At 67.6% G+C, this 14,631-nt stretch carries 15 protein-coding genes and 1 tRNA gene; 11 read left to right on the plus strand and 5 right to left on the minus strand.

Going from position 1 to position 14,631, the window contains the following annotated elements; all coding sequences use genetic code 11:
- Position 1: 1 nt before the first annotated feature.
- From GGQ61_RS01290 to GGQ61_RS01300, 3 genes are all read left to right on the plus strand, one after another.
- Positions 2-1,051: an aldo/keto reductase gene (locus GGQ61_RS01290; protein WP_183769567.1), complete on the plus strand. Its 1,050-nt coding sequence runs from the start codon at positions 2-4 to the stop codon at positions 1,049-1,051.
- A 1-nt stretch (position 1,052) separates the two neighbouring features.
- Positions 1,053-1,562, plus strand: a complete 510-nt coding sequence (locus GGQ61_RS01295; protein WP_183769568.1) for a DUF2478 domain-containing protein — start codon at positions 1,053-1,055, stop codon at positions 1,560-1,562.
- Positions 1,563-2,084: 522 nt separating this feature from the next.
- Positions 2,085-2,957 (plus strand): beta-1,6-N-acetylglucosaminyltransferase, encoded by an 873-nt coding sequence (locus tag GGQ61_RS01300; protein WP_183769569.1) that lies wholly within the window; start codon positions 2,085-2,087, stop codon positions 2,955-2,957.
- 42 nt (positions 2,958-2,999) lie between these two features.
- On the opposite strand, the gene GGQ61_RS01305 is transcribed toward GGQ61_RS01300, so the two are convergent.
- Positions 3,000-3,074 (minus strand) — tRNA-Val (locus GGQ61_RS01305).
- A gap of 27 nt (positions 3,075-3,101) precedes the next feature.
- A complete protein-coding gene (gph, locus tag GGQ61_RS01310) occupies positions 3,102-3,806 on the minus strand; it encodes a phosphoglycolate phosphatase (RefSeq protein ID WP_183769570.1) in 705 nt (234 codons plus the stop codon).
- Between the two features lie 83 nt (positions 3,807-3,889).
- On the opposite strand from gph, the gene glmU reads away from it, so the two are divergent.
- The 7 genes from glmU (at position 3,890) to GGQ61_RS01345 (ending at position 12,032) form a co-directional block, all read left to right on the plus strand.
- A complete protein-coding gene (gene glmU / locus GGQ61_RS01315) occupies positions 3,890-5,239 on the plus strand; it encodes a bifunctional UDP-N-acetylglucosamine diphosphorylase/glucosamine-1-phosphate N-acetyltransferase GlmU (RefSeq protein ID WP_183769571.1) in 1,350 nt (449 codons plus the stop codon).
- A gap of 37 nt (positions 5,240-5,276) precedes the next feature.
- Positions 5,277-5,963: a ribose-5-phosphate isomerase RpiA gene (gene rpiA / locus GGQ61_RS01320; protein ID WP_183769572.1), complete on the plus strand. Its 687-nt coding sequence runs from the start codon at positions 5,277-5,279 to the stop codon at positions 5,961-5,963.
- A 10-nt stretch (positions 5,964-5,973) separates the two neighbouring features.
- A complete protein-coding gene (gene gor, locus GGQ61_RS01325) occupies positions 5,974-7,350 on the plus strand; it encodes a glutathione-disulfide reductase (protein WP_183769573.1) in 1,377 nt (458 codons plus the stop codon).
- On the plus strand, positions 7,347-8,543 hold the full coding sequence (locus tag GGQ61_RS22580) for an O-antigen ligase family protein (RefSeq protein ID WP_183769574.1): 1,197 nt from the start codon (positions 7,347-7,349) through the stop codon (positions 8,541-8,543). Before gor ends, GGQ61_RS22580 begins: the two co-directional genes overlap by 4 nt.
- 95 nt (positions 8,544-8,638) lie before the next feature.
- Positions 8,639-10,018, plus strand: coding sequence for a class II 3-deoxy-7-phosphoheptulonate synthase (locus tag GGQ61_RS01335; RefSeq protein ID WP_183769575.1), 1,380 nt, complete (start codon positions 8,639-8,641; stop codon positions 10,016-10,018).
- Positions 10,019-10,188: 170 nt separating this feature from the next.
- Positions 10,189-11,565: an MATE family efflux transporter gene (locus tag GGQ61_RS01340; RefSeq protein WP_183769576.1), complete on the plus strand. Its 1,377-nt coding sequence runs from the start codon at positions 10,189-10,191 to the stop codon at positions 11,563-11,565.
- A 59-nt stretch (positions 11,566-11,624) separates the two neighbouring features.
- On the plus strand, positions 11,625-12,032 hold the full coding sequence (locus tag GGQ61_RS01345; RefSeq protein ID WP_183769577.1) for a VanZ family protein: 408 nt from the start codon (positions 11,625-11,627) through the stop codon (positions 12,030-12,032).
- Between the two features lie 486 nt (positions 12,033-12,518).
- On the opposite strand, the gene GGQ61_RS01350 is transcribed toward GGQ61_RS01345, so the two are convergent.
- Positions 12,519-12,728, minus strand: a complete 210-nt coding sequence (locus GGQ61_RS01350) for a cold-shock protein (protein ID WP_183769578.1) — start codon at positions 12,726-12,728, stop codon at positions 12,519-12,521.
- Between the two features lie 257 nt (positions 12,729-12,985).
- Here GGQ61_RS01350 and GGQ61_RS01355 point away from each other — a divergent pair, with 257 nt between their 5' ends.
- Positions 12,986-13,270, plus strand: a complete 285-nt coding sequence (locus GGQ61_RS01355; protein ID WP_183769579.1) for a hypothetical protein — start codon at positions 12,986-12,988, stop codon at positions 13,268-13,270.
- Positions 13,271-13,303: 33 nt separating this feature from the next.
- Here the strand turns inward: GGQ61_RS01355 and GGQ61_RS01360 are convergent, their stop codons facing one another.
- Both GGQ61_RS01360 and GGQ61_RS01365 read right to left on the minus strand, forming a co-directional pair.
- A complete protein-coding gene (locus tag GGQ61_RS01360) occupies positions 13,304-13,615 on the minus strand; it encodes a hypothetical protein (RefSeq protein ID WP_183769580.1) in 312 nt (103 codons plus the stop codon).
- A gap of 81 nt (positions 13,616-13,696) precedes the next feature.
- A complete protein-coding gene (locus GGQ61_RS01365) occupies positions 13,697-14,596 on the minus strand; it encodes a cobalamin biosynthesis protein CbiG (protein ID WP_183769581.1) in 900 nt (299 codons plus the stop codon).
- Positions 14,597-14,631 lie beyond the last annotated feature (35 nt).

Genomic DNA, 14,631 nt, shown 5'->3' on the forward strand with positions numbered 1-14,631 from the left:
CATGAAGTTCAAGCAGCTTGGCCGGACCGGCCTCTACGTTTCCGAGATCTGCCTGGGGACCATGACGTTCGGCGGCAACGAGGACGCCGGCATCTGGAAGGCCATCGGCTCGCTGCCTCAGGCCGACGTCGACGCCATCATGGCCAAGGCCCTGGTCGCCGGGGTGAACTTCTTCGACACCGCCGACGTCTATTCGTTCGGAGCTTCGGAGCAGCGGCTCGGTCAGTCGCTGAAGAACCTCGGCGTCAAGCGCAGCGATGTGGTGCTGGCGACCAAGGTGTTCGGCCAGATGGGGCCAGGGCCCAACGACCGCGGCGCCTCGCGCGGGCACATCATGGACTCGGTCAAGGCCAGCCTGGACCGGCTGCAGACCGACCACATCGACCTCTACCAGATTCACGGCAATGACGCCGTGACCCCCATCGACGAGACCTTGCGCGCGCTCGACGACCTGGTGAGCCAGGGGATGGTCCGCTACGTCGGCGTCTCCAACTGGGCGGCCTGGAAGATCGCCAAAGCGGTGGGGCTGTCCGAAGCCAAGGGATACGCCCGTTTCGAGACCCTGCAGGCCTACTACACCATCGCCGGCCGCGACCTGGAGCGCGAGCTGGTCCCGATGCTGACCTCCGAACGGCTCGGCCTGATGGTCTGGTCGCCGCTGGCCGGCGGCCTGCTCTCGGGCAAGTTCGGGCCGGGCTCGAACAACCCTGAGAACGCCCGCCGCACCAACTTCGATTTCCCACCGGTGAACCTCGATCGCGCCTGGGCGTGCGTGGAGGTCATGCGCGAGGTGGCGCAGGCGCACGGCGCCTCGGTGGCCCGCGTGGCGCTGGCCTGGCTGCTGGCCAAGCCGCACGTGATGAGCGTGATCATTGGGGCCAAGACCGTCGAGCAGCTCGACGACAATCTCGCCGCCGTCGGCCTCGAACTTACGCCCGAGGAACTCGCGCGCCTCGACGAGGTCAGCGACCTGCCGGCCGAGTATCCGGGCTGGATGTTCGCCCGCCAGGGCGGCGCGCGCGTGCCGACGCCGTTCATGCCGAAGGCCTGACGTGGCGCACCCTTCAGCGCCGATCGCTGTCGTCCGAGGCGCGCCGACGGCGCAGGTCCAGGCGTTGTTCGCCGTGTTCGCCGCCCGCCTGGGGCCACAGGTGCGCGTCGCCGGCGTGGTCGAGGAGGAGCCCGAGCCTGGCCATGCGCAGCTGCGCAGTCTGGCCGATGGCCGCCGGTTCGAGGTTTTCCAGGCGCTCGGCCGCGGCTCCAGCGCCTGCAGCGTCGACGCCGGCAGCATCGTGACCGCCTGCCAGGCGGTGCGCGGCGACATCGCGGCCGGCTGCGACCTCGTGGTGCTCAGCAAGTTCGGGCGGCTTGAATCCGAGCGCACCGGCCTCAGCGACGCCTTCGTCGCCGGTCTCGAGGCCCAGGTCCCGATCCTGACCTCCGTGGCCCCCAAGTTCGACCCGGTCTGGACCGCCTTCGCAGCGCCGCTGTTCGTCATGCTGCCGCCGCAGTTCGAGGCGGTCGAGGCCTGGTGGCGCGCTCTGCAGCGGCAGGCCGCCTAGTCGCGGAGTCGTCGACGCAGCCGCATCGCTTCGCGCTCGTCCACCCCGGGCGGATACGCCAGGCAGGCGTCCCAGCGCCTCGCGCCGCACCGCGCGCAGTCCGCCTTGATCCGTGCCACCACGTCGGCCACCGGCGTCTGCAGGCCGCCGTCGCCCAGCGTGTAGAGCCGGTGCGCGATCCTCAGCGGATCATACCGCCGCCGCCACCCACATCCCCCGCAGGTCAGCAGGACGACGCATCCGGGAAAGTACCGGGCCTGCTCAAGGCGTGGTGTGGGCAGGGGGAGCCTGCGATCGAGCGGCGAGGGGAGCATGATTCATGAGAACAAAACAAGAACTTTGTCGCCATGGCCCTAGGGTGGCTGCGCGCGGCTCGGCGCCACCCTCCGTAGCGGTCGGGGGCGTCGGAACTGTCGCAGGCCGGGCCGGCGGGTGAAGGCCTGGAATTCGCTGGAATTCGCAATTGAGCTAGCCGTCACACTACGGCAGTCTTCGGTGTCGACAGGCGTCAAGGGTGTCCGGATGCGGATGATCTACCTGGTGCTCGTGCACGAAGGTCGAGAACAGCTCGACGCGTTAGTTGAACGGCTCACGCCGGAAGGCAGTTCGGACAAGGTCATCATTCACGCGGACCGCCGCTCGGCCCTGTGGCGAAGTCTGCGCGATGATCCGCCCGCCCACGAAGACCGGGTGCATATCATTCACAAACCGGTGGCCGTGAGATGGGGGCACCGAAGTCTGCAGTCGGCGATCGGTCTGCTGATCGACCGTGCCTTGGATTTCGAATTCGACTATGCGCATCTGGTCAGCGGTTCGGACTGGCCGGTCGCATCGCGGCAGGAGATCTTGCGAGATCTTGCCGCCGCTCATCCACCGCTTTGCTACATCGATGCCGAGTGCGGGCGCGAGGAGGATCGGATGCAGGGCTTCCGCATCGACGCTCGCTGGTTGCGAGCCGACCCCGTGCGTGAGCCGATGGCGGTCCGCCTGAAGCCGCACATTGAACGCCTGTCGCAATGGCTGGACGCGCGGCGGCGCGGCTTTGGAGATCGGTCCCGGCCCTGGGGACCTTGGTTCAAGGGCGAGACCTGGTGGTCCCTGCCGAAAGAGGCCCTGCAGGTGGTGGCGGTTGAGCTGCGCAAGCTGAACGGATCGAGCCGCCTTATCGGCACCTACATCTGCGAGGAGCACGTCATCCCGACCATCGTCGCCGCCAAATTTCCGGATCGACTGACCGACAGCCGGCGCTACATCGATTGGACAGACTGCAGCGACAGCCCGCGCCTGCTGGAGCAAGGCGATCAGGAGGCGATCGTCGGAAGCGGGGCGTGGTTCGCCCGCAAGGTCGCGCTCGCCCACGACGACTTCTTCCTGCGCCTGCCACCCTATTGCTGAGCGGCGGCCTGGGGCCCAAAGCCCGATGAAACAAGGAAGAAATGGTGGATGCGACAGGGATTGAACCTGTGACCCCCTCGGTGTGAACGAGGTGCTCTCCCGCTGAGCTACGCATCCGCCGCAGGAAGGGTGCGCCTATAGCCGCTAGCTTTGCGCCGGGCAAGCGGTCAGAAGCCGAACACACGCATTTGCCATCTGATCGAAGTGATCGACCAGGATGTCGGGGGCCAGATCGGCCGCAGGAATCTCGGTGTAGCCGAAGCTGACCAGGATCAGCGGAGCCTTGGCCGCACGGGCGGCGCCGGCGTCGGTGGAGGCGTCGCCGACCATCACCGCACGCTCGATCCGACCGCCCGCCGCCTCCACGGCGAAAATCAGGTGGCGGGGGTCCGGCTTAGGGGCCGGGGCGGAATCGGCGCCCACCACGGCGTCGAAGAATCGGGCGAGGTCGAGCTTTTCGAGAATCGGCGTCGACAGCCCGGTCAGCTTGTTGGTGCACACCGCCAGCCTGGCGCCGGCCGCCTTCATCTGGGCCAGGCACTCGACGACGCCGGGATAGGGGCGGGTCAGGTCGGCGCTGTGCTCGTTGTAATGGGCGAGGAAGCGCTCGAAGAGCGCGGGCATGTGGTCGGTCGACAGCGGCCGGCCTTGGGCGGCGAACCCGCGCTCGATCAGTCGCCGGGCGCCGTGACCGATGAACGGACGCGCCTCCTCCAGCTGCAGGGGCGCGACGCCTTCCTGCTGCAGGATGACGTTGAGCGTCCCGATCAGGTCGGGGGCGGAATCCACCAGGGTTCCGTCGAGGTCGAAGGCGATGGTCGCGCCGTCCAGCGCGCTGAGATCGGTCAAGGAAACGCTCCGTCGAAACCGCTCGCCGTTTCGGCTAAACGCCGCATGATTGCAACATCCGCCCGACTCGTAAGGACCTATCCATGACCAGACGCGCCGCTGTGATTATGGCCGCCGGACAGGGCACGCGCATGAAGTCGCCGACGCCGAAGGTCCTGCACAAGGTCGGCGGCCGCACCATTCTCGATCGGGTGATCGACACCGTGCAGGCCAGCGGCTGCGAGCAGATCGTGGTGGTGGTCGGCAATCACAGCCCCGGCGTCCGCGCCCTGGTCGAGGCGCGGCTGGGACCGGCCGCCGTGGCGGTGCAGGACCCGCCGCTGGGCACGGCCCACGCCGCCCTGGCCGCGCGCGAGGCGCTGGCTGACTTCGCCGGCGACGTGCTGATCCTCAACGGCGACTGCCCGCTGCTGGAAGCCCATCATCTGGAGCCGCTGTTCGAGTTGCGGGCCGCCGGCGCCGACATGGCGATGATGGCGTTCGAGCCGGTCGATCCGCTGCTCTACGGCCGCGTGCTGCGCGGCGCCGACGGGCATGTGCTGCGGATCGTCGAGGCCAAGGAAGCGACGCCCGAGGAGCTGGCGGTCAAGATCTGCAACGGCGGCATGATGGTCGCTGACCGGGCCCGGATGTTCGGCTGGCTCTCCCAGGTCACCAACGACAACGCCAAGGGCGAGTACTACCTGACCGACACCGTGAAGATCGCGGTCGGCGAGGGCGGTTTGGTCAAGGCCTCGATCGCGCCGGAGAGCGCGGTCATGGGCGCCGACACCGCGATGCAGCTGTCGCAGGCCGAGGCGATCTTCCAGCAACGCCGCCGCGCGCACTTCCTGGCCGAGGGCGTGCAGATGCTGGCCCCCGACACCGTCCACTTCAGCTGGGACACCCAGATCGCCGCCGCCGCGCTGATCGAGCAGTTCGTGGTCTTCGCGCCGGGCGTCAGCGTCGAGACCGGCGCGGTGATCCGCGCCTTCAGCCATCTGGAAGGCGCGGTTGTGAAGGCCGGCGCCCTGATCGGCCCCTACGCCCGCTTGCGGCCGGGCGCCGAGATCGGCGAGGAGGCGCACATCGGCAACTTCGTCGAGGTCAAGAAGGTCAAGGTTGGACCGGGCGCCAAGGCCAACCATCTGTCCTATCTCGGCGACGGCACCGTCGGGGCGAAAGCCAACCTCGGAGCCGGCACGATCTTCTGCAACTACGACGGCTTCGACAAGTTCGAGACCCATGTGGGCGAGGGGGCCTTCGTGGGCTCGAACTCGGCCCTGGTGGCCCCGGTGACCGTCGGGGCGGGCGCCTATACCGGCTCGGGCTCGGTGATCACCCGCGACGTGGCGCCGGACGCCCTGGCCCTGGAGCGCAGCGCCCAGGTCGAGAAGCCCGGCTGGGCCGCGCGCTTCCGCGCCGCCAAGCTGGCCAAGAAGGCGAAGAAATAGGATCGCGGCCCGTCCGCGCTTGGCCTATGTCACCGCCATGAGCTCTGCAGACGATCAGAAGCGCGCCGCCGGCGAGGCCGCCGCGGCTCTCGTGGAAAACGGCATGACCGTCGGCCTGGGCACGGGCTCGACCTCGGCCTGGTTCGTCAAGGCGCTGGCCGCCCGCGGCCTCGACATCGTCGGGGTGCCGACCTCGCTGGCGACCGCCGAACTGGCGCAGAGCCTGGGGATCCGCTTGGGCGAGCTCGGCCAAGTGAAATCCATCGATCTGACGGTCGACGGCGCCGACGAGATCGGCCCGGCGCTGTCGCTGATCAAGGGCGGCGGCGCGGCGCTGCTGCGCGAAAAGCTGGTCTGGGAAGCCTCCCGGCGCTGCGTGGTCATCGCCGACGCCGAAAAGCGCGTCGCCAGCCTGGGCAAGTTTCCGCTGCCGATCGAGGTCGTGGCCTTCGGGCACGAGACCACCGCCCTGCGGATCTGCGACGCCCTGGCGGAGTGCGACCTCGGGATCGCGCCGCGTCTGCGGCTCAAAGACGGCGCCCCGGTGAAAACCGACGGCGGCAACCTCATCTATGACGCAGCTTGCGGGCGTATCGAGGATCCCGCGCAGCTCGCCGACGCGCTGAAGAGCGTGACCGGCGTGGTCGATCACGGCCTCTTCCTGGACCTCGCGGACATGGCCCTGGTGGGCACGCCGGACGGCGTCGTCACCCTCGAGCCGTAAGGAGTTATCTGTGGCGAAGTACGACTACGACCTCTTCGTGATCGGGGCCGGTTCGGGCGGCGTGCGGGCCGGACGGCTGGCGGCGCTGTCGGGCGCCAAGGTCGGCATGGCCGAAGAACACCGCGTCGGCGGCACCTGCGTGATCCGCGGCTGCGTGCCCAAGAAGTTCATGGTCTACGCCTCCGAGTTCGCCAATCAGACCCAGGTCGCCGAAGGCTACGGATGGAGCGTCGGCGAGGCGCAGTTCGACTGGAAGCGCTTCCTGGAGGCCAAGGATCGCGAGATCGCCCGCCTGTCTGGGATCTATGTCACCAACCTCAGCAACGCCGGCGTCGAGATCGTTCACGCCAAGGCCCGGCTGAAGGACGCCCACACCATAGAGTTGGTCGGCAAGGGCGAGGTCACCGCCGACAAGATCCTGATCGCCACGGGCGGACGGCCCTGGACACCGACCGAATTCGCCGGCGCCGAGCACATCATCACCTCGGAAGAAGCCTTCCATCTCCCCGAGCTGCCCAAGCGGATCATGATCGCCGGCGGCGGCTACATCGCTGTGGAGTTCGCCGGGATCTTCGCCGGGCTGGGCGTCGACACGACCCTGGTCTACCGCGGTCCGAACATCCTGCGCGGCTTCGACGACGACATCCGTTCGCACGTCACCGAAGAGATGAAGAAGCGCGGCGTGAAGATCATGCTGGGCTGCCAGCATCAGAGCATCGAGAAGACCGCTAGCGGCCTCGTCAGCCATATGGACGGCTGCGGGAACATCGAGACCGATGTTGTGATGTTCGCGACCGGCCGGAGGCCGTACGTCGAGGGCCTGGGGCTGGAGACCGCGGGTGTGGCGCTCAACGACGCCGGCGCGATCGCGGTCGACAAGTTTTCGAAGACCAACGTCGACAACATCTGGGCGGTCGGCGACGTCACCGACCGGATCAACCTGACGCCCGTGGCGATCCGTGAGGGCGCGGCCTTCGCCCAGACCGAGTTCTACAACAACCCGACCACGTTCGATCACGACATGGTCGCCTCCGCCGTTTTCTCGCAGCCGCCGGTCGGCTCGGTGGGCCTGTCGGAGGCGGACGCTCGCCATCTTCATGGCAAGGTCGACATCTACCTGTCCCGCTTCAGGCCGATGAAGACGACCTTCTACGGGGGCGACGAGCGTTGCATGATCAAGCTGGTGGTGGAGGCGGGCACCGAGAAGATCCTCGGCTGCCACGTCGTCGGTCCGGATTCGCCGGAAATCATCCAGATGGCCGCGATCGCCCTGAAGATGGGCGTCACCAAGCCGCAGTGGGACTCGACCTGCGCCGTGCACCCGACTCTCGCCGAAGAGCTGGTGACGATGCGCGACAAGTATGTGCCTCAGGGCGCGGCGGCGTGACGGCGGCGCAGGTCGGTGCACCGCTCCGGGAGACCTCCTGGTACGGCTGGGTGCTGGCCTTCGCTTTCGTGCTGGCGCCTGTCGCCGGCTGGGTTGGGCCGCTGGCTTTCGCGCCGATCGTGAGCCTGTCCGGCCTGCTCAGCCTCGGCGCGCTGCGCATCGGCGAGCGCGATCGGCCGGCGGCCTTGGCGATCCTGGTGCTGTCGACCTGGGCGCTCGTCTCGATGGTGTGGAGCCCGTTTCATCCCACCAAGGCCGAACAGGCGACGGCGATGAAGCTGGTGCTGCAGGGCGTGCTCTACTGGGCCCTGTTCCGGGCGGCCGGGTCGATGACCGCCGACAGCCGCACCTTGGCCCTGCGCATCTTCGCCTGGGGCATGGCGCTGCTGGGCGCGCTGCTGGCGGTCGAGGCGCTGACCGGCGCTGGCGTCTATCAGGCGCTGCGCAACGCGATGAACGATCCGATCCGGCCGGACCTGGCGGTCAAGAACGTCGCCCAGGGCGGGTTCGTGCTGGCGGTGCTGACCCCAGCCGCGGCCCTGGCAGGCTGGCGCACCGGCGCGGGCGTCTGGCCGGGCGTGCTGATGGCGGCTGGGATCCTGGGGGCGAGCTTCGGGCTGGACGCCGACGCCCCGGTGATCGCCCTGGTGTTCAGCGCCCTGGCGGTGTGGGCGGTCTGGCGCTGGCCGGTCTGGGCGCCGCGGGTGATCGGCGGCGTCGCGGCGGCGCTGTTCCTGGCGGCCCCGGCCATCGTCTGGGCCACGCGCCAGCTCGGCTGGTTCCAGGCGCTGGAGCGCGAAGTGCCGCTCTCCTGGTCGATGCGGATGAGCTACTGGCGTCACGCGGCCGACTGGATCGGCGATCATCCGTTGCGCGGCTGGGGCATCGACGCCAGCCGCATGTTCGGCCCCGGCATCACCCTGCATCCGCATAACGGTCCGCTGCAGGTCTGGCTTGAGCTTGGCCTGATCGGGGCGATGGCGGCGGCCGTGTTCTGGTTCGTCGCCATCGCCAGCCAGAGCCAGGATCGTCGCGATGTCAGCCGCGGCGTTGGGGTCGGCACGGCGGTGGCCTACCTGACCTTCTCGGCCGTCTCGTTCGGGGTCTGGCAGGAATGGTGGTTGGCCGTGGGCGGCCTGGCGGCCGCTGGATGCATGGCCGTTCAGCGACAGGGCAGGGCGGAAAACGCCTAGCAGGGGCCCCAAGGCCTTCCTACGTCATCGACTGCGCAATCATTCTGGGTTTAGAAGCCCTCGGCCCGTTCCTCGTGCGGGCGCGGAGTTGAGCCATGACCGAACATTGGACGCCTGCCTCCTGGAGGAACAAGCCCGCCAAGCACGTGCCGACCGACTATCCGGATCTGGCCGAGGTGGCGAAGGTGGAACAGGTCCTGCGCGGGATGCCGCCGCTGGTGTTCGCTGGTGAAGCCCGTCGCCTGAAGAGTCTGCTGGGCGACGTCGCCGAGGGCCGCGCCTTTCTGCTGCAGGGCGGCGACTGCGCCGAGAGCTTCAAGGAATTCCACGCCGACAACATCCGCGACACCTTCCGCCTGATCCTGCAGATGGCGGTGGTGCTGACCTTCGCCGGCGGCAAACCGGTGGTGAAGGTGGGCCGCATGGCCGGCCAGTTCGCCAAGCCGCGCTCCTCTCCGGTCGAGACCGTGAACGGCGTCGAGCTGCCGTCCTATCGCGGGGACATCATTAACGGCATGGAGTTCGACGAGGCTTCCCGCCGTCCCGATCCGCAGCGCCTGCTACAGGCCTACGGCCAGTCGGCGGCGACGCTGAACCTGCTGCGCGCCTTCGCCGGCGGCGGTTATGCCGACCTCTACAACATCCACCGCTGGACGCTCGGCTTCGTCGCCGACAGCCCCCAGGGCGCCAAGTACCGGGAATTGTCCGAGAAGATCAGCGAGGCGCTGACCTTCATGGCCGCCATCGGGGTGACCCCGGAGAGCCAGCCCGACCTGCACCGCGTCGAGTTCTTCACCAGCCACGAGGCCCTGCTGCTGGGCTTCGAGGAGGCGATGACCCGCGTCGATTCCACTTCGGGCGAGTGGTACGACACCTCGGCCCACCTGGTCTGGATCGGCGAACGCACCCGTCAGCTCGACGGCGCCCACATCGAGTTCTTCCGCGGCATCAAGAACCCGATCGGCGTGAAGTGCGGCCCGACCATGGAGCCCGACGACCTGTTGCGGCTCATAGACGTGCTGAATCCGAAGAATGAGCCGGGCCGCCTGACGCTGTACGGCCGCTTCGGCCATGACAAGATCGCCGAGCGTCTGCCGCGCCTGCTGCAGGCGACCAAGAAGTCCGGCCGTTCGGTGGTCTGGGCGATCGACCCGATGCACGGCAACACCTTGACCGCCGCCAACGGCTACAAGACCCGACCCTTCGACCGCATCCTGTCGGAGGTGAAGAGCTTCGTGCAGATCGCCGAGGCTGAGGGCGTCCACCCGGGCGGCGTGCACCTGGAAATGACCGGTCAGAACGTCACCGAGTGCCTGGGCGGCGCGCGGGCGCTTTCCGAGGGCGACCTGGCCGACCGCTACCACACGCACTGCGATCCGCGCCTGAACGGCGAGCAGGCGCTGGAGCTGGCCTTCCTCGTGGCCGAGAAGCTCAAGGAAGAACGTCTGGAAGCGGCCCTGCGCGCAGCGATTTGAGCGGGGCGCCGCGCCCCGCCCGCGATGGGTTCGTGCGAGCCGGTTGAGCGCTCGCTTGCGCCCTGACGGGTGTCGGGCGCCTGGAAAATGAGCACGACGGCCAAGCCGCCTCTTGCGGCCTGTGTTGCAACGCGTCACGTTCCGCGCCTTCTTTGAAAACCGGTGAGATCATGGCCCACCCGGCCCAGGCTGCTCTTCCCTCGGAAGAGCGCGAAATCGACGTCGTGCGCAAGGAAACGGCCGAGCTCTGGAAGCTCTCGTGGCCAGTCGTGCTGTCGCGTCTGGGCATCATGGTCATGGGCCTGTCCGACGCCATCGTCGTCGGCCGCTTCTCGGCGACCCAGCTTGGCTATCACGCCCTGGCCTGGGCTCCGACCAGCGTTGTCGTGACCATGTGCGTCGGGCTGCTGACGGGGGTGCAGGTCATGACCGCCCGCCGGATCGGGCAGGGGCGGCGTGAACTCACCGGGGCGGTGCTGCGCCGCGGCCTGTCGTACGGCTTCTGGATCGGCATGGTCTCGATGGCCGTCACCCTGGCGGCCGGCCCCACCTTCTTGCATGTCATCGGCCTGGAGAAGGACCTGGCCGACGGCGCGGCCAAGGCGATGCTCATCTTCGCGTTGTCGCTGCCCGGATACGCCTTCAGCGTGGCCGCCAGCTTCTGGCTGGAGGGATTGGGCAAGCCCAAGCCCGGCGCGGTGATGATGTGGCTGGCCAACGGCGTGAACCTGGCCCTGCTGCTGGTCCTGGTGCCCGGCGCCTTCGGCTTGCCCGCGCTGGGCGCGGTCGGCGGTGCGTGGGCGACCACGGGGGCCCGGACCTTCCTGGCCCTGGCCATGCTGGCCTACATCTGGCGGATGCCCGAGGCCCGGGCGCTCGGCGTGTTCAACAAGCCCGAGCGCGACAAGCCCTCCGAGGTCGAGCAGCGCCGCATCGGCTACGGCGCTGGCGCCTCGAACTTCTTCGAGGTCGCGGCCTTCGCCTCGATGAACATCTTCGCCGGCTGGATGGGCGGCCTCAGCGTCGCGGCCTGGGCGGTGGTGCTGAACGTCGCGGCCCTGGTGTTCATGGTCCCGCTCGGCCTGTCGACCGGCACCGCGGTGATGGTCGGCCGCGCCTATGGCGCGCGCGACGCTCGCGGCGTGACCCGCGCCGGCCTGATCGGGTTCGGCATGACCGCCGCCTTCGGCCTGGTCATTTCGCTGGTCATCTGGCCGACCGCCGGCCTGATCAGCCAGGCCTACACCTCCGACAAGGTGGTCATCGCCATGGCGGCGGCGGCGCTGGTGCTGTCGTGCCTGTTCTTCCTGGTCGACGCCCTGCAGGTGGTCATAGCCCAGGCGCTGCGGGCGCGCGGCGACGTCTGGCTGCCGACCTTCACCCACCTGACCAGCTACGTGCTGGTGATGATGCCGCTGGCCTGGTTCCTGGCGATCCACCTGAAGATCGGGCTGAACGGCATCGTCTGGGCGGTGATCGCCGCTTCTTTCCTTTCGGCCGGCCTGCTCAGTGCGCGGTTCTGGATGCTGGCCCGCCGAGGGTTGTAGCAGAACTATTTTTCGCGCGGTGAACGGTCGATTCACGCTGATCTGCGAGGGTCTCGGCCATGGTTCTCTCGCCGAAGATCGCCGCCCGCTTTCTGCTCGTCGCCGCCGCCCTCGTGTGCGGCATCGGCATGATCACGCCTGGACTGCAGGGGGTGGAGAAGAACTTCGTGCCCGCCGACAAGGCCGCGCACTTCATCGCCTTCTATGGCCTGACCGCGCTGATGATGGTTGCGTTCCCGAAGAACCGGCGGCTTGAGATCACGCTGGCCGCGGTCATGTTGGGCGGCTCGATCGAGGTGGCGCAGATGGTCACTCACCGCGGCGTCAGCTTCAGCGACCTGGCCGCCGATGCGGCCGGCGCCTTCGCCGTCTGGATTCCGATGTGGATCCAATCCCTGCGCAGCCCGCCGGTGGTCGAGCGCCGTCGTCGGGCCGGCGACCGCGTTCCGGAGGTCTCGTCGGTCTGAGTCTCGGGCGCGAACGGTTTCGGCATATCGAGCCGCCTCGGGGCGTCAGCGCCAGCGCCGCGGCCGCAGGTCGTCGCCGGGGCGCGCCGCTTGTTCGATATCCCTATGGTTAGTCGGCAGCGGCTGTCTTGAGGTGAAGGATCGGCCTATTGCGGGGCGATGACGGCGACGACGGTTCCGGTCGGGCCGACTTGGGGGGGCTGGCGACAGGACGCCTTGGGCGCCTAACGACTGAGATAAAGGTCATTGGTGTTCCGTTGTTTGCGGCCAAGCGCCGGCGCACGCGAAGCGCGTGCGGGTGCTATCCGCGATGAAGGGAAAGGTTCGAGGCTGGCGACCGCGTGTGGGCCGCTCATGGCGCGCCCCGGTGGCCTGCGCTGTACTGCGCGGGCGAGGAGGTCGTCTTGGAAGCGGGAGTCTAAGTCCGCGGCTCGTCCGGTTGGGGCCGCCCTGGGCGCGATCAGAGCGCGCCCAGGCTTCCAATGCTTAGGCTGCCTGCAGTTGCCCAGCGGACGTCTTCCCGCTGCGCTGATCGCGTTCCAGCTCGTAGCCAAGCTTTTGGCCTTCGTTCAGCGAGACCATGCCCGCTCGCTCGACCGCCGAGATGTGGACGAAGACGTCCGGGCCGCCATTGTCGGGCTGGATGAAGCCGAAGCCCTTAGTTGAATTGAACCACTTAACTGTGCCGGTAGTCATGAGAAAATATCTCCGCGTAAGAGTAATCACGCGCTCAATTTGAGGCGTTTCTAAAGTTTTTCGAGAGGGTTCAAGGTGGGCCGAGATTTGACCCTAAGGTCAAGGTGTGTGCGCGGCCGCATTCAAATCGCAATTCGATCTCGCATATATTTCATATATTTTTGAGCGACGCCAGAGAAAAATAAATTAGGACTGCCTGACGTGACATCGGCGGGCTCATGCCTAATCTCGGATGGAGATTTGTGTTATGTTGCTTGATGCAACAGCAAATCGAAATCACGCGATTGATCGCCGATCTCCAGGCTCGATCAATTGTCCACCATCACATCATCATGCAGCTGGTTCGATCTAACGCACGGGAAACGGATAATCCGCGCGCCTATCTGTCGGGCCTTGCCGAAGAACTCACCCAAATCGTTGATCAGAGCCTTCCGCTCGACGACGTGCGCACCGCGGCAATGAGCATGCGGCAGTACTTTGACGAGTTCCTGGTCAACGTCGGCGCCGACCTGTTGATCAAGCAGCAGTCCGACAAGTCCTAGCTGGCCCCGGGCGTATCTCAAGCGGGAGCGACTTCACCGGTCTTGCTGCGACTTGGCGTCCTCGTCGCGATTGATTTGCGCCCGCTCGTTTCGCCGTGCTCGCTGGTTCTTCTTTTCCAGACGCAAAAACACCGCAAGCCCGCCCGCGAACCCAGCCGCCATCAGCCCGGCAAGGCTTTCGAGATTGTCGCGCAGGCGCCAGCCGTAGAAGCCCGAGATGATTGCATCCGCGGCCAGCAGCAAACCGGCGCCCGCAACGCCCGCCATGAAGAGCCCGCCAGTGGGGCGCGGCGCGTATTCTTCCGCTCTGCTGGCGGCTAGGTCGTTGCGTCTTTTCTCTTCCATGGGCGACGATATCACATGCATCGCCTGCGCGGGCTCACAATGCGGCGTCGACCGATGCGCGCTTGGCGATGCGGCCGTCGACTAGGCCTCGACGCCCAGAATCCAGCCTTCCTCGGTTTCGGCGTCGACGATGACGTCGGCGGCCGCGCTCTTCGCCCCGAAGATCGCCCCCAGCTTGCCGGTCTCGTCCAGCCGCGCGAAGTGCTCGGCGGTGACGCGCACCTGAGCTTGGTCCTTGATCTCGCCCGGCTGCGGCTGGGCCCTGTAGAGCGAGGGATAGACCTCGGCGACCACCACCTCGACGCCGGCCAGGTCGGCCTCGGTCAGCGCCTTGAAGCCGCCCTCGAACGGCCAGACCTTCACGGCCTCGCCGCGGGCGAGCTTTAGACGCCGCACGGCCGGGATGCCCAGGATCGCCTGACCGCCGACCGAACCGTTGTAGTAGAGCTTCCAGATCGAGGCCGCGCCCTTGGCCGCCAGATCCGCATGGCGGAACTCCGGCAGGTCGTCGGGGCCATGCGCGCGCGTGCGCTTGGGTTGCAGCGTGGTCAGCGCGTCCTTGGGCGGGCAGCCCCAGAACGGGAAGGGGCCGCCGGTCAGCCGGCGGTTGATCTCCGAGCCCACCCCGAAGCGATTATTCGTGTTGTCGGCCTTGTCCTTGACCATCTTGTCCAGCTGGTCCCAGACCGCACGCCACGGCAGGTCGCCGGGCAGGGCCAGCGCCTTGGCCAGCCCGCGCGGGAAGCCGAGCGGAAAGTCGAAACCGACCAGCACGCGCTCGCCGCGCTTCTGAAAATCGTCGAGGATGTCGGCCAGCTTCTTCTCGGCCTCGGCGCGGGTCGCCGGGTTGAACGCCTCGAACGTCAGCCGGAAGCGCAGGTCGCGCTTCATCACCCCGATCCAGACGGAGTCGGGGCCGGTCGCAGGTTTGGCGGCCGCGCTCCAGTCGACGATGACATAGGCGCTGAACAGGCGGGACACGGGAAACTCCGGCAGCAACTAACCCCTGGCTTGTA

The organism is Phenylobacterium haematophilum (assembly GCF_014196295.1).
GTDB classification, from domain to species: Bacteria; Pseudomonadota; Alphaproteobacteria; order Caulobacterales; family Caulobacteraceae; genus Phenylobacterium; species Phenylobacterium haematophilum.